This window comes from Sinomonas sp. RB5 (assembly GCF_054063535.1).
In genome coordinates this window covers 1-14,086 of sequence record NZ_JBSSGJ010000022.1, presented here as the reverse complement: position 1 = coordinate 14,086, position 14,086 = coordinate 1, and the positions used below count along the sequence as shown (strand labels likewise).

Below are 14,086 nucleotides of genomic sequence, written 5' to 3'. Positions count from 1 at the left end.
GCATGATGGGGCCCCACCACGCGGCCTGTGGCGCAGCAGCCTGGGTCGCGCTGACCACCCGTGTCCACTTCGACCTCTCTGCGGCCACCGCGCCGCTCGGCCTCGGCCACGTCGCCTTCGACCTCGGCTGGCCGCTGTTCGAGGCCTCCCCGGTCGGCGTCGTCGTCGGCGCGCTCGTCACGGCGGGAGCGGCCCTCCTGCCCGACGCCGACCACCGCAGCGCAACGATCGCCCAGTCACTCCCGCCCGTCTCGAACGCGGTGTGCGCGGGGATCGGGGCGATCGCCGGCGGCCACCGCAACGGCACGCATTCGCTCGTGGGCATCGCCGGCTTCGTCACGCTGGCGTGGTTCGCCGGGCACTGGACCCTCCAGACGCCCCTGTGGGGGACCGTCTACCTGGGTGCCGGACTCGTGTCGCTGCTCCTGGTCTCCTTCGCGGCCAAGGTGCTCGGCATCCTGCCCGACGGCGTCCAGAAGCTGCCCTGGATCCTGGCCGTGCCGCTGGCCGTCTTCGTGGCCCTGTGCGCCCCGGACGAGCAGGATTGGTTCCCGCTGGCCGTCGGCATCGGGAGCGCGGTCCATATCGCCGGTGACCTCCTCACGACCGGGGGCTGCAATCTCATCTGGCCGTTCCGCTTCCGCCGGCCGAAGTTCATGCACAAGACCCCCGTCATCCGCTGGATCTGGCGGCGCGGCGGCCATCTGAGCATCCCCGTCCTCGGCGACGCAGGATCCTGGAGGGAATGGCTCATGCTGGTCCCCGTGAGCGTCTACGCGATCGTCGGGGTCGGGACCTCGCTCGTGGACCTCGGCCGTCCGGGAGTCCTGTGGGCCATTGCCACGTGGGGGGTGGGCGGCCGATGACGACGGCTGTCGGACGGATAGGGCACAGTAGAACCGTGAGCACCGAGACTTCCCTGTCCCAGCCGTCCCCTGCCCTGCCCAGTCTCCCGGGGGAGGAGGAGACGGCCGAGGCGATCGCCCGGACGATCGCCGCCGAGCTCGGCGTGGCGCCCTGGCAGGTGAAGGCCGCGATCGGTCTGCTCGACGGCGGCGCGACCGTGCCGTTCATCGCGCGGTACCGCAAGGAGGCCACGGGCACCCTCGACGACGCCCAGCTGCGCGACCTCGAGGAGCGGCTGCGCTACCTGCGCGAGCTCGAGGACCGCCGCCGTGCGGTCCTCACCGCGATCGCGGAGCAGGGTGCCCTCACGGAGGAGCTGCAGTCCGCACTGCTCGGCGCCACGACGAAGTCGGAGCTCGAGGACCTCTATCTCCCGTACAAGACGAAGCGGCGCACCCGCGCCCAGATGGCCAGGGAGGCAGGCCTCGAGCCCCTCGCGGACTCGATCCTCGCCGACCCTTCCCAAGATCTCGATGCCCTCGCCGAGTCCTTCCTGAACGAGGAGAAGGGCATCACCGGCGTCGCCGAGGCGCTCTCCGGCGCCCGCGCGATCCTCACCGAGCGTGCCGGCCAGAACGCCGCACTCGTGGCCGACCTCCGCGAGCGGCTCTTCCGCGGCGGTCGGCTGCGCTCTGCTGCAAAAGCCGGCGGTGCCGCAGCCTCAGCCGAGGGCAAGTACGCGGACTTCGAGGACTACGTCCACCCCGTCGACGCGCTGCCCGGCCACCGGGTCCTCGCCCTGCTGCGCGGCGAGCGCGAGGGGGCCCTGGCGCTCGAGATCGCCGAGGCCGACCCGCGCGACGAGGCCGCCCGGTCCGAGGCACGGGCAGCCTACGAGGCTGCCGTGGCGCGGGCGCTCGGCGTTCGGGCCGGTGCCGGCACCCCGGCCGGGAAATGGCTCGCGCAGACGGTCAAGGTCGCTTGGCAGGGCCGGCTCCTGGCCAAGCTCGAGTCCGACCTCAGGGCGCGCCTGTTCGATGCCGCCGAGGAAGAATCGGTGAAGGTGTTCGCCGCCAACCTCCGCGACGTGCTCCTCGCCGCGCCGGCGGGCAACCGGGCGGTGCTGGGCCTCGACCCCGGCCTGCGCACCGGGGTGAAGGTCGCGGTGGTCGACGGCACGGGCAAGGTCCTGGACACCGCCACTGTCTATCCGCACGCCCCGGCGAAGAAGTGGGACGAGTCGCTGGCCGTCCTCGAGAAGCTCGCGCGGCGGCACACCGTCGAACTCGTGGCGGTGGGCAACGGGACGGCGAGCCGCGAGACGGACCGGCTCGCGGGCGACCTCCTGGCCCGGATCGGCCTTCCCCGTGGTTCCAAGGTGATCGTCTCGGAGGCCGGGGCCTCGGTCTACTCGGCGTCCGCGCTGGCCTCCGCCGAGCTGCCCGACCTCGACGTCTCCCTGCGCGGTGCGGTCTCGATCGCCCGCCGGCTCCAGGATCCGCTCGCGGAGCTCGTGAAGATCGATCCGAAGTCGATCGGCGTGGGCCAGTACCAGCACGATGTCACCCAGTCCAAGCTCGAGCGCACCCTCGACGCGGTGGTGGAGGACTGCGTCAACGCCGTCGGGGTGGACGTCAACACGGCCTCGCCCGCGCTGCTGGCACGGGTGGCCGGCCTGGGCCCGACCCTGAGCCGCAACATCGTCGAGTACCGCGACGCCCACGGCGTCTTCGCCTCCCGGGCGGAACTGAAGAAGGTCCCGCGCCTGGGCGCGAAGGCGTTCGAGCAGTGCGCGGGCTTCCTGCGCATCACCGGCGGCTCCGAGCCGCTGGACGCCTCGGCCGTCCACCCCGAGGCCTACGGGCTGGCCGGGCGCATCCTCAGGGCGGCCGGGGGATCGAAGGAGCGGGTGGCGACCCTGGACCCCTCGCAGTTCGCGGACGAGCGGTTCGGCCTGCCCACGGTGCGCGACGTCATGACCGAGCTGGTCCGCCCCGGCCGCGACCCGCGCCCCGAGTTCGTCACCGCCTCGCTCACGGAGGGCGTCGAGACGATCAACGACGTCCGGCCCGGCATGATCCTCGAGGGCACGGTCTCCAACGTTGCCGCCTTCGGCGCGTTCGTGGATCTCGGAGTTCACCAGGACGGCCTCGTCCACGTCTCCGCGATGAGCACCAAGTTCATCTCGGATCCCCGTGAGGTGGTCCAGTCCGGGCAGGTGGTCAAGGTCAAGGTCCTCGACGTCGACGTTCCCCGCAAGCGCATCTCGCTGACGCTGCGGCTGGACGACGAGCCGGGCGGCGAGCGGGGCGAGCGGAAGCCCGCGCGCGGCGGCGAGGACCGGCGTCGTGCGCCCGGCGGCGGTGGCCAGCGGGGCGGGAACCAGAGCGGTGGCGGCAGCCAGAACGGCGGCGCCCAGCGCGGGGGGAACCAGAACGGCGGCCAGCGCGGCTCAAGCCAGAACGGCGGCTGCGGCCAGCGGGGCGGGAAGGCCCAGCCGGCCGCCGACACGGCCCTGGCCGATGCCCTGAGGAGGGCCGGGCTCGCCCGTTGATGCCGGCCCGGCGGGAGGAAGGCGCCCAGCCTCGGCCTGTAGGGTAGTCCGGATGAATTTTCCCGTGACCTTGAATGGCTCCCGCGTGGCCCTGCGGGACTGGACGCCGGACGATGTCGAGGGCCTGCGGCGCTGGATCGTTCCGCCCGCCACCGGAGTGCACGAGTGGCAGCTCTACGACGGGCCCTTCTATGGGCGGTGGACGGCGGAGGGCGCCAACGGCTGGTGCGACGCGCTGCTGGCCCGGGCGCACGACGGCGTGTGGCCGGCCGTGCGCGACCACCTCCCCATCGTGGACGCCGCCTCCGGAGAGTTCGTGGGGCAGGTGTCCTGGTACTGGGAGGAGAAGCCCGGCCCCGAGTCTGAGGACGGCACGGCCCTGCTGCCCTGGCGCAGGCTCGGGCTGGCCGTCTACGACCCGGCGCACTGGTCCGGCGGCTACGGCACCGAGGCCCTCCGGCTGTGGACCGGCTACCTCTTCGCCTCCACTGACAGCGGCCGGCTCGACTTCGCGACCTGGAGCGGCAACGCCGGCATGTGCCGGGTGGGGGAGAAGCTCGGGTTCACCCTCGAGGCCAGATACCGGAACGCGCGCCAGGTCCGCGGAGAGCTGTACGACGCGGTCGTGTACGGGATCCTGCGCGAGGAATGGGAGGCTGCCCATGGCGGAGCGTGACGAGGTGCTGACCGACGAACTGCCGGTCGCTGCCCGCGCCGCGCGCAGGCGGGGACCAGCTCCCCGACGCCGGGCAGGGCAGGGGAGGGCTCGGCCGATGCGCGCGATCGTGCTGGCCCTGGGCGTGGCCCTCGTCGGCCTCGGCGTGGCCACGGTGCCCGCGCTCGTCCTCGCCGCCGCGGCCCTGGTGCTCGGCACGGCCCTGTTCTGGAAGTCCCGGGCGCCGCGCTCCGCGGGGTCGGCGGTCGTCCCGGCCGCCGCCGTCTGGGGCGCGGGAGCTGCCTCGCTCCTCTCCCTCGCCGCGCTCTCGCTGCACGTCATCACGGGGGCGTGGCCACCGCCCCAGGCCGCAGCGCACGGTCCGCGCCAGGACAGCGTGCCCGCGCCGCCGTCCAGCGCTGTGCCGGCCGTCCGGGCGTCCTCCGCGCCGCCCGCGCCCTCGGCCTCCTCCCCGGCCACCGCCAGCGCCGCGGCGAGCGAGGCGGCCCGGCCCGAAGGGCCGCCCCAGCCGGCCGCCCCGGCTCCGGCGCCGTTCGAGGCTCCCGCGCGGCAGGCTCCCGTCCCCGCCCCACCCGCGCCCGCGCCGTCGTCCGCCTCCACCCAGCCGGCGGCGGCCCCCTCCGCTCCCGCCCGTCCGGCCCCGACCGCGCCGGCCCCGTCGCCGACGTCGGGCGGCTCCCCGACGCGGCCGGCGCCGGCCCCGACGACGTGCAGCCCCGACCCGACGACGAGCCTGCCCACGGTCCAGATCGGCATCCTCGGAGTCGGCGCCTCGGTGTCCACGGGCGGCGACGGAGGCTCCTGCCCCTAGGGCCCCGGGCGCCCGGCCGGCGCCGACAGCAGGGGTGTGGCCGAATTCACACTGGCCCTGCCCTGATCCGCGCCATTCCGGGGATCGCGGGCCCTCACAATAGGTGGTGGGCCCCTATGGGAGGGGCGCGGATCGAGTGGAGCGATGTTCGAGTTCAACCTTCAGACTGCCGTGTTCTTCGGCACCGTGGCGCTGGGAGCGCTGCTGTTCACCCTGGCTGTCGTGGCGCTCTTCGGGGCGACCCTGATGCTCGGCGCATTCCGGGGCATCAGGCATACCACTGAGGCGGCGCAGGAGCGGCTGCACCGCGACCATTCGCGCCTGGCCGGCTGAGACAGCGGCTTCAGAAAGGCCCCGATCCGTCGGATCGGGGCCTTTCGCGTCCCCAGGGGTTGACGGCGCAGCGCGTCCGCCGATACTTAAGTACATGATTAAGTATTCGGAGGGGGAGGCGGACCGGCTCGACGCCGCGTTCCACGCCCTCTCCGATCCGCGCCGCAGGGCGATCGTCACCCGCCTCTGCGAAGGGCCCGCGTCAGTGAGCGCCCTCGCCGCCCCGCTCGGGGTGAGCCTCCCCGCCGTCGTCCAGCACCTCGCGGTCCTCGAGGCAGCGCGGCTGATCACGACGTCGAAGTCCGGCCGCGTGCGCACCTGCACCCTCGCCCCGGACGGCCTCCGTGCCGCCGAGTCCTGGCTGCACTCACGGCGCCTGCCGCAGGATCGCGCCGTCGACCGTCTCGAGGCCTTCCTCTCCCAGGCCTCCGAACCGAAGGAACAGCCATGAGCCAGCAGCTCCAGTCCACGTTCACCATCACCCGCACCCTGCCCGCGCCGCCCGAGCGGGTGTTCGCCGCCCTGTCCGACTTCGAGGAGAAGAAGCAGTGGTTCACCGGCCCGGCCGACTGGACCCAGGTCGAGGCCTCGCTCGACTTCCGCCCCGGCGGCAGCGAGGTGAACATCGGCCAGGGGCCCGACGGCGACCGCAGCGAGTTCTATGCGCACTACTACGACATCGTGCCGAACGAGCGCATCGTCTACACCTACGAGATGCACCACCGCGGGGTGAAGCTCTCCGTGTCCCTCGCCACCTTCGAGCTCGAGCCCGAGGGGGCGGGGACCCTGCTGACGCTCACCGAGCACGGCGTCTACCTCGATGGGCACGAGGACCCGGCCCTGCGCGAGCAGGGCACGCGGATGCTCTTCGACCAGCTGGCCGCGTACGTCGGGCGCGTCCGGGCCTGACCCCCCCGCGCCCCGTCTGGAAGTCACCTCCTGTGGGTCACCTTCTGGAAGTCACGTCCTGGGAGTCACCTCCTGGGGGTCACGTCCCGGGAGCCACCTCCTGGGGGCCGCTCCCAGGAGGTGACGCCCAGATGAAGCGGGGGCGTCCATGTGGCCCGAGGCATTTGCCCCTGTGACCTCCCGCATAGCAGAATGGTGTGTGCAGTCCCCAGTTGCGCGTGTCCGCACGCGGTGGGGCGGCGACAACTGAACACAGCCTCTGATCTGCGGCGGGAGAGTCCTGCGAGCAAGAGCAAGCAGGCGCCGTAGGAGCAACACCTCCCCAGGAATCTCTCAGGCACCTGTACCGCTGCGGCAAGGCAACTCTGGAAAGCAGCGCCCGTCACAGGGCGTTCACCGACGGTGCAAGCCGGATACGATCCGGCGGAATCTCTCAGGTCCCATACAGAGCGGGGAGGAACTGGAGTCAAAAGCCAGCCCGGCCGGGCCGGCCTGATTGATGGAGTTCCCCGTGACGGACCTTTTCCCCGCAGCCTTCGTCGACCGGCACATCGGTGCCCGCCGCGAAGCAGACATCAAGCACATGCTCAACGCCGTGGGCCTCGACAGCGTCGACGCCCTCGCGGCCGCGGCGGTCCCGGACAGCATCAAGCAGGACGCGCCGCTCCAGCTCGGCCGTGCCCTCAGCGAGCCCGAGGCGCTCGCCGCCCTGCGGGAGCTCGCCGGCAAGAACACCCCCCGCGTCCAGATGATCGGCCAGGGCTACTACGACACCGTGACGCCGCCGGTGATCCGCCGCAACATCGTCGAGGACCCCGCCTGGTACACGGCCTACACCCCCTACCAGCCCGAGATCTCCCAGGGCCGGCTCGAGGCCCTCCTGAACTTCCAGACCGCGGTCGAGGACCTGACCGGGCTCGAGATCGCCAACGCCTCCCTCCTCGACGAGGCCACCGCCGTGGTCGAGGCCGTGCTGCTCATGCGCCGCGCCAACAAGAACAAGGCGGCCGCCGGCGGCAAGACCGTCCTCGACGCGGACCTCTTCCCGCAGTCGATCGCGATCGTCAAGGGCCGCGCCGAGGCGCTCGGCTTCGAGGTCGAGGTCGCGGACCTGTCCGCGGGCCTGCCCGAGGGGCCGATCAACGGCATCGTCCTCCAGCAGCCGGGCGCGTCCGGCCTGGTGGCCGACGCGACGGGGCTCATCGCCGAGGCCAAGGAGCGCGGCGCCATGGTCACGGTCGCCGCCGACCTGCTCGCCCTCACGCTCATCAAGTCCCCGGGGGAGCAGGGGGCCGACATCGCGGTCGGCAGCGCCCAGCGCTTCGGCGTCCCGCTCTTCTACGGCGGCCCCCACGCCGCCTTCATGTCCGTCCACAAGGGCCTCGAGCGGCAGCTTCCCGGCCGCCTCGTCGGCGTGTCGAAGGACGACGCCGGTGTCCCCGCCTACCGCCTCGCGCTCCAGACCCGCGAGCAGCACATCCGCCGCGAGAAGGCCACCTCGAACATCTGCACCGCGCAGGCCCTCCTCGCCATCGTCGCCTCGATGTACGCCGTCTATCATGGCCCCGAGGGCCTCAAGGCCATCGCCGAGCGCACCCACGCCCACGCCCGCTCCCTCGCCGCCGCCCTCGAAAGTGCCGGCGTGGAGGTGGCCCACCGCAGCTTCTTCGACACCGTGACCGCCCGTGTGCCCGGCCGCGCCGCCGCGATCGTGGACAAGGCCGAGAAGGCCGGCGTGAACCTGCGCCTCGTCGACGCCGACACCGTGGGCATCTCGTGCGACGAGACCACGACGGCGGACCACGTCGCCACCGTCGCGGGCGTCTTCGGCGCCGGCGCTGCCGGAGACGGCCTCGACGCGCACGCCAGCAGCGAGGCGGCGGCCTTCGCGATCGAGACCCCGGCCGTGCGCACGAGCTCCTACCTCACGCACCCGGTGTTCCACGCCTACCGCTCCGAGACCCAGATGCTGCGCTACCTGCGCAGGCTCTCCGACCGCGACCTCGCGCTCGACCGCACCATGATCCCCCTCGGCTCGTGCACCATGAAGCTCAACGCCACGGTCGAGATGGAGGCCATCACCTGGCCCGAGTTCGCGGGCATCCACCCCTTCGCGCCGGACTCCCAGACCGCGGGCTGGCGCGAGCTCATCGCCGGCCTCGAGGCCGACCTCGCCGCGATCACCGGCTACGACCAGGTCTCGATCCAGCCCAACGCGGGCTCTCAGGGCGAGCTCGCCGGCCTGCTCGCCATCCGCGGCTACCACCACTCCCGCGGCGAGGCGCAGCGCGACGTCTGCCTCATCCCGGCCTCGGCCCACGGCACCAACGCGGCCTCCGCCGTCCTGGCCGGCATGAAGGTCGTCGTCGTGGCCACCGCCGCGGACGGGACCATCGACCACGCGGACCTCGAGGCCAAGATCGAGGCCAACCGGGAGAGCCTCGCGGCGATCATGATCACCTACCCCTCCACGCACGGGGTCTACGACGCCGACGTGCGCGAGGTGTGCGAGCTGGTCCACGCCGCCGGCGGCCAGGTCTACATCGACGGGGCCAACATGAACGCGCTGGTCGGCCTGGCCCAGCCCGGGAAGTTCGGCGGGGACGTCTCGCACCTGAACCTGCACAAGACGTTCTGCATCCCGCACGGCGGCGGCGGCCCCGGCGTCGGCCCGGTCGCGGCCCGCGCCCACCTCGCCCCGTTCATGCCCGGCGACGCCGCGGCGTGGCAGGGCGGCCCCGGCGAGCACGGAGTGCCCGTCTCGGCCTCGCGCTTCGGCTCGGCCGGCGTCCTGCCCATCTCCTGGGCCTACGTGAAGCTCATGGGCGGCGAGGGCCTCACCGAGGCCACGAAGTCCGCGCTGCTCGCGGCGAACTACATCGCCAAGCGCCTCGACTCCTCGTTCCCCGTCCTCTACACGGGCGAGGGCGGCCTCGTGGCCCACGAGTGCATCCTCGACCTCCGCGAGCTCACCGCCAAGACCGGCGTGACGGCGGAGGACGTGGCCAAGCGCCTCATCGACTACGGCTTCCACGCCCCGACGCTCGCGTTCCCGGTGGCCGGCACGCTCATGGTCGAGCCGACCGAGTCCGAGGACCTCGGCGAGATCGACCGCTTCATCGATGCGATGATCGCCATCCGCGCCGAGATCGACCAGGTGGGCGCGGGCGAATTCGCCGTGGCCGAGTCGCCGCTGCGCCGCGCCCCGCACACGGCCGCCGCCGTGGTCTCGACCGAGTGGGACCGCCCCTATACCCGCGAGCAGGCGGCGTTCCCCGGCAAGGTCCGCACGCAGGACAAGTACTTCGCCCCCGTCGGCCGGATCGACGGGGCAGCGGGCGACCGCAACCTCGTGTGCGCGTGCCCTCCCCTCGACGCGTTCGAGGACTGAGAGAGCACGCCGGAGAACCGCTAGGAGACTGCCATGACTGAGACCACCACTGAGAAGCGCACCGCTCTCTACGCCGAGCACGCGGCGCTCGGCGCCGCGTTCACCGACTTCGGCGGCTGGCAGATGCCGCTCAAGTACGGCTCGGAGCTCGCCGAGCACCGCGCCGTCCGCGACGCCGCGGGCCTGTTCGACCTCTCCCACATGGGCGAGGTCTGGGCCACCGGCCGCGGCGCCGCCGCGTTCCTCGACTACGCCCTCGTGGGCAAGCTCTCCGCGATCGCGGTGGGCAAGGCCAAGTACTCGCTCATCTGCGCCGAGGACGGCGGCATCATCGACGACCTCATCGTCTACCGCGTGGCGGAGGAGGACTTCCTCGTCGTCCCCAACGCGGGCAACGCGGCCACCGTCGCGGCGGAGCTCGCCTCCCGTCTCGAGGCGTTCACCGCGGCCGGCGCCGGTGCGGCGGCCGGCGCCGTCGCCCTCCGCGACGCCTCGGCCGAGACCTCCCTCATCGCCGTCCAGGGCCCGAACGCCGAGGCGATCCTGCTCTCCGTGGCCGGCTCCGAGGACCACGAGGACATCCGCCAGCTCAAGTACTACGCCGGCATCGAGGCGACCATCGCGGGCGTGCCCGTCTTCCAGGCCCGCACCGGCTACACGGGCGAGGACGGCTTCGAGCTGTTCGTCGGCAACGAGCTCGCCGCCCAGCTCTGGGCGGCACTGCGCGAGGCGGGCCAGGCCCATGGCCTCATCCCGTGCGGCCTCGCCGCCCGCGACTCGCTCCGCCTCGAGGCCGGCATGCCGCTCTACGGCAACGAGCTCTCCCGCGAGGGCTCCCCGTTCTCGGCGGGCCTGGGCGGCGTCGTCGCCCTCACGTCCAAGGAGGGCGACTTCGTGGGCCGGGCAGCGCTCGAGGCGAAGAAGGCCGCCGGCGAGGGCACCACGAGCGGCCGCCGCCTCGTGGGCCTCAAGGGCCTGGGCCGCCGCGCCGCCCGCGCCCACTACCCGATCCTCAAGGACGGCGTGGTGGTCGGCGAGGTGACCTCCGGCCAGCCCAGCCCCACCCTGGGCTACCCCGTCGCGCTGGCCTACGTGGACATCGAGCACGCGGAAGTCGGCACCGCCCTCGACGCCGACCTGCGCGGCAAGGCCGAGCCGTTCGAGGTTGTCGCGCTGCCGTTCTACAAGCGCCAGAAGTAGGCCCGGCGCCGCCCGCGCCCCACCGATTTCCCTTCAGAGAAGAACAGGAACACCGCCCATGAGCAAGGTCCAGACCGGTCTCCGGTACTCCGAAGAGCACGAATGGCTCGACACCGACGCCGCCCCGGCGAAGATCGGCGTCTCCCAGGTCGCCGCAGACGCCCTCGGCGACGTCGTCTACCTCGACCTGCCCGAGGCCGGCAGCACGGTCAGCGCGGGGCAGACCTGCGGCGAGATCGAGTCCACCAAGAGCGTCTCCGACCTCTACTCGCCCGTCTCGGGCACCGTCGTCGAGGTCAACCAGGAGGCGATCGACAACCCCGCGCTGGTCAACGAGGACCCGTACGGCGCCGGCTGGCTCTTCACTGTCGAGGTCTCCGAGGAGGGCCCGCTCATGAGCGCCGAGGAGTACGCGGGCAAGAACGGCGGCGAGCTGTGAGCGCCGCACCCGTGCAGAGCGCCGGGACCGCCGCGTTCGAGCAGGTGCGCTCCGCCTCGCTCGACGCCGACCTCGCCGCCCTCGACCCTGAGATCGCCCAGCGCATCGACGCCGAGGCGGCCCGCCAGCGGGGCGGCCTGGAGATGATCGCCTCCGAGAACCACACCGCGGTCGCGGTCATGCAGGCCCAGGGCTCCGTGCTGACGAACAAGTACGCCGAGGGGCACCCGGGCAAGCGCTACTACGGCGGCTGCGAGCACGTGGACGTCATCGAGCAGCTCGCGATCGACCGGGCCAAGGCGCTCTTCGGCGCCGAGTTCGCCAACGTCCAGCCGCACTCGGGCGCCCAGGCGAACGCGTCGGTGATGCACGCGCTCATCAAGCCCGGCGACACGATCATGGGCCTGAACCTGGCCCACGGCGGCCACCTCACGCACGGGATGAAGATCAACTTCTCCGGCAAGCTCTACAACGTCATCCCGTACCAGGTCCGCGAGGACGACCACCGGATCGACATGGCCGAGGTCGCCCGCCTGGCCGAGGAGCACCGGCCCCAGCTCATCGTCGCCGGCTGGTCCGCCTACGCGCGCCAGCTGGACTTCGCCGAGTTCCGCCGCATCGCCGACTCTGTCGGCGCCTACCTCATGGTGGACATGGCGCACTTCGCCGGCCTCGTGGCCGCGGGCCTGCACCCCTCGCCCGTGCCGCACGCCCACGTGGTGACCTCCACGACCCACAAGACCCTGGCCGGGCCCCGCGGCGGGATCATCCTCACCAACGATCCCGCGATCGCCAAGAAGGTCAACTCGGCCGTGTTCCCGGGCCAGCAGGGCGGCCCCCTCGAACACGTGATCGCCGGCAAGGCCGTCGCGTTCAAGATCGCCGCCTCGGAGGAGTTCAAGGAGCGGATGGAGCGCGTGCTCGCCGGCGCCAGGATCCTCGCCGAGCGTCTCACCGCCGACGACGTCAGGGCCGCCGGCATCGGCGTCGTCTCGGGCGGCACGGACGTGCACCTGGTCCTCGTGGACCTGCGCCACGCCGCCCTGGACGGCCAGCAGGCCGAGGACCGCCTCGCGGCCATCGACATCACGGTCAACCGCAACGCCGTCCCGTTCGACCCGCGCCCGCCGATGGTGACCTCCGGCCTGCGCATCGGGACCCCGGCGCTCGCGACCCGCGGCTTCGGCGAGGCAGCCTTCCGCGAGGTCGCGGACATCATCGCCGAGGCCCTCATCGCGGGCCCGGACGAGGACCTCTCCGGCCTGAAGGCACGGGTGGACGCCCTCGCGGCGGCACACCCGCTCTACCCGGGGGTCGCCGACCTGGCATGACCCCGCGTGCGGGCCCGGCACGCCCGGGCCCGCACGGTCACCCTTTTTCCGAGGAAGGAGACACCGACGATGGCAGTCGGCGTTTTCGAACTGTTCTCCGTGGGCATCGGCCCGTCCAGCTCCCACACGGTGGGACCCATGCGCGCCGGCGCGGTGTTCGCGCGAGAGCTGCGCGAGCAGGGCTTCCTCGAACAAGTCGCCTCCCTCCGGGTTGACCTGTACGGCTCCCTCGCGGCGACCGGCCACGGGCACGGGACCTTCACCGCCGTGCTCCTGGGCCTGGAGGGCTTCGAGCCCGAGGAGATCCTGCCCGAGCAGGTCGAGGAGCGCCTCGCCTCGATCTCCGAGACCGGCAAGCTGAATCTCGCCGGCGGCAAGGTCCTCGAGTACTCGGTCGAGGAGATGGTCCTCCACCCGCTCACGGTGCTGCCTCGGCACACCAACGGGATGAAGTTCCAGGTCTTCGGGGCCCCGGGCCCCGATGGTTCAGCGGCCCCGCTGCACGAGGCGACGTTCTTCTCCGTGGGCGGCGGCTTCATTGTCCGCGAGGGCGAGGAGGACACCGCCCGCAAGGAGCTCGAGGAGTCCAAGAAGGAGCTCCCGTTCCCCTTCCGGACGGCGGCCGAGCTGCTCGGCCGGTGCTCCTCCAAGGGGCTGTCGATCAGCGACATCATGCTCGTGAACGAGAAGGCCTCCCGCTCCGAGGAAGAGATCCGTGAAGGCCTGCTGCACATCTGGGCGGTCATGGAGGCCTGCGTCGAGTCCAGCCTCAAGCGCGAGGGCCTGCTGCCAGGCGGCCTCAAGGTGCGCCGCCGCGCGCCGGACTGGCACGAGCGGCTCCTGAAGGAGGACAAGGACCGCGACGCCAAGTACTGGCAGGAGTGGGTGAACCTCATCGCCCTGGCCGTCAACGAGGAGAACGCCTCCGGCGGCCGCGTGGTGACGGCCCCCACGAACGGCGCCGCCGGCATCATCCCCGCGGTCCTGTACTACGCCCTCAACTATGCCCCGGGCATGGACAAGGCCACGCAGGAGGACAAGGACGAGGTCGTGGTGAAGTTCCTGCTCGCCGCCGGCGCCGTCGGCGTCCTGTACAAGGAGCAGGCCTCGATCTCCGGCGCGGAGGTGGGCTGCCAGGGCGAGGTGGGGTCGGCGTCGTCGATGGCCGCCGCTGGCCTGGCCGAGGTCATGGGCGGCACGCCGGCCCAGGTCGAGAACGCGGCCGAGATCGCCATGGAGCACAACCTCGGCCTCACGTGTGATCCGATCGGCGGCCTCGTGCAGGTGCCGTGCATCGAACGGAATGCGATCGCGGCGGCGAAGGCCATCAACGCCGCCAAGATGGCGCTCTGGGGCGACGGCACGCACCGCGTCTCCCTCGACGAGGTGATCGTGACCATGCGCGAGACCGGCAGGGACATGAGCCACAAGTACAAGGAGACCGCGATGGGCGGCCTCGCCGTCAACGTCGTGGAGTGCTGACCGCGGCCGCACACGCCGCAGGAGCGCCGCTCGTGACTGAACTGGTCCCCGAGGGTTGGACTGGTGAAGTGAAAGTCTAGGCTGCGAGGGCCTGGGCCCGGTATCGGACCGGGC

At 72.3% G+C, this 14,086-nt stretch carries 12 protein-coding genes and 2 riboswitches; all 12 genes read left to right on the top strand.

The window, feature by feature from the left end:
• Positions 1–2: 2 nt before the first annotated feature.
• The 12 genes from ACVWWH_RS18900 (at position 3) to ACVWWH_RS18845 (ending at position 13,972) form a co-directional block, all read left to right on the top strand.
• Positions 3–866, top strand: a complete 864-nt coding sequence (locus ACVWWH_RS18900; protein WP_457317627.1) for a metal-dependent hydrolase — start codon at positions 3–5, stop codon at positions 864–866.
• Positions 863–3,400, top strand: coding sequence for a Tex family protein (locus tag ACVWWH_RS18895; RefSeq protein ID WP_457317626.1), 2,538 nt, complete (start codon positions 863–865; stop codon positions 3,398–3,400). The genes ACVWWH_RS18900 and ACVWWH_RS18895 overlap by 4 nt, the downstream gene beginning before the upstream one ends.
• A 64-nt stretch (positions 3,401–3,464) precedes the next feature.
• A complete protein-coding gene (locus tag ACVWWH_RS18890) occupies positions 3,465–4,076 on the top strand; it encodes a GNAT family N-acetyltransferase (protein ID WP_457317625.1) in 612 nt (203 codons plus the stop codon).
• A complete protein-coding gene (locus ACVWWH_RS18885) occupies positions 4,063–4,887 on the top strand; it encodes a hypothetical protein (RefSeq protein WP_457317624.1) in 825 nt (274 codons plus the stop codon). Before ACVWWH_RS18890 ends, ACVWWH_RS18885 begins: the two co-directional genes overlap by 14 nt.
• 144 nt (positions 4,888–5,031) lie before the next feature.
• Positions 5,032–5,220 carry a hypothetical protein gene (locus tag ACVWWH_RS18880; protein WP_066496145.1) on the top strand — a complete coding sequence of 63 codons (189 nt, stop codon included), beginning with the start codon at positions 5,032–5,034 and terminating at the stop codon, positions 5,218–5,220.
• A gap of 94 nt (positions 5,221–5,314) precedes the next feature.
• Positions 5,315–5,671 carry an ArsR/SmtB family transcription factor gene (locus tag ACVWWH_RS18875; protein WP_457317623.1) on the top strand — a complete coding sequence of 119 codons (357 nt, stop codon included), beginning with the start codon at positions 5,315–5,317 and terminating at the stop codon, positions 5,669–5,671.
• Complete coding sequence (locus ACVWWH_RS18870) at positions 5,668–6,129, top strand: SRPBCC family protein (RefSeq protein WP_457317622.1); 462 nt, start codon at positions 5,668–5,670, stop codon at positions 6,127–6,129. Before ACVWWH_RS18875 ends, ACVWWH_RS18870 begins: the two co-directional genes overlap by 4 nt.
• A 260-nt stretch (positions 6,130–6,389) precedes the next feature.
• Positions 6,390–6,488, top strand: a riboswitch (glycine riboswitch).
• Between the two features lies 1 nt (position 6,489).
• Positions 6,490–6,587: riboswitch (glycine riboswitch) on the top strand.
• A gap of 41 nt (positions 6,588–6,628) precedes the next feature.
• Entirely contained in the window at positions 6,629–9,520 is a 2,892-nt protein-coding gene (gene gcvP / locus ACVWWH_RS18865) for an aminomethyl-transferring glycine dehydrogenase (protein WP_457317621.1), read from the top strand.
• 33 nt (positions 9,521–9,553) lie between these two features.
• Positions 9,554–10,720 carry a glycine cleavage system aminomethyltransferase GcvT gene (gcvT, locus tag ACVWWH_RS18860; protein ID WP_457317620.1) on the top strand — a complete coding sequence of 389 codons (1,167 nt, stop codon included), beginning with the start codon at positions 9,554–9,556 and terminating at the stop codon, positions 10,718–10,720.
• 58 nt (positions 10,721–10,778) lie between these two features.
• Entirely contained in the window at positions 10,779–11,159 is a 381-nt protein-coding gene (gcvH, locus tag ACVWWH_RS18855) for a glycine cleavage system protein GcvH (protein ID WP_066496166.1), read from the top strand.
• Complete coding sequence (glyA, locus tag ACVWWH_RS18850; protein WP_457317619.1) at positions 11,156–12,490, top strand: serine hydroxymethyltransferase; 1,335 nt, start codon at positions 11,156–11,158, stop codon at positions 12,488–12,490. The genes gcvH and glyA overlap by 4 nt, the downstream gene beginning before the upstream one ends.
• Positions 12,491–12,559: 69 nt before the next feature.
• A complete protein-coding gene (locus tag ACVWWH_RS18845) occupies positions 12,560–13,972 on the top strand; it encodes an L-serine ammonia-lyase (RefSeq protein WP_066496173.1) in 1,413 nt (470 codons plus the stop codon).
• Positions 13,973–14,086: the final 114 nt, after the last annotated feature.

Excerpts from the sequence above, each read along its gene's own strand:
- ACVWWH_RS18900 (WP_457317627.1), top strand. The coding sequence starts at position 3 with ATGATGGGGCCCCACCACGCGGCCTGTGGCGCAGCAGCCTGGGTCGCG.
- gcvH (WP_066496166.1), top strand. The coding sequence starts at position 10,779 with ATGAGCAAGGTCCAGACCGGTCTCCGGTACTCCGAAGAGCACGAATGG.
- ACVWWH_RS18845 (WP_066496173.1), top strand. The coding sequence starts at position 12,560 with ATGGCAGTCGGCGTTTTCGAACTGTTCTCCGTGGGCATCGGCCCGTCC.
- ACVWWH_RS18885 (WP_457317624.1), top strand. The coding sequence starts at position 4,063 with ATGGCGGAGCGTGACGAGGTGCTGACCGACGAACTGCCGGTCGCTGCC.
- gcvT (WP_457317620.1), top strand. The coding sequence starts at position 9,554 with ATGACTGAGACCACCACTGAGAAGCGCACCGCTCTCTACGCCGAGCAC.
- ACVWWH_RS18870 (WP_457317622.1), top strand. The coding sequence starts at position 5,668 with ATGAGCCAGCAGCTCCAGTCCACGTTCACCATCACCCGCACCCTGCCC.
- ACVWWH_RS18880 (WP_066496145.1), top strand. The coding sequence starts at position 5,032 with ATGTTCGAGTTCAACCTTCAGACTGCCGTGTTCTTCGGCACCGTGGCG.
- gcvP (WP_457317621.1), top strand. The coding sequence starts at position 6,629 with ATGGAGTTCCCCGTGACGGACCTTTTCCCCGCAGCCTTCGTCGACCGG.
- ACVWWH_RS18895 (WP_457317626.1), top strand. The coding sequence starts at position 863 with ATGACGACGGCTGTCGGACGGATAGGGCACAGTAGAACCGTGAGCACC.
- ACVWWH_RS18875 (WP_457317623.1), top strand. The coding sequence starts at position 5,315 with ATGATTAAGTATTCGGAGGGGGAGGCGGACCGGCTCGACGCCGCGTTC.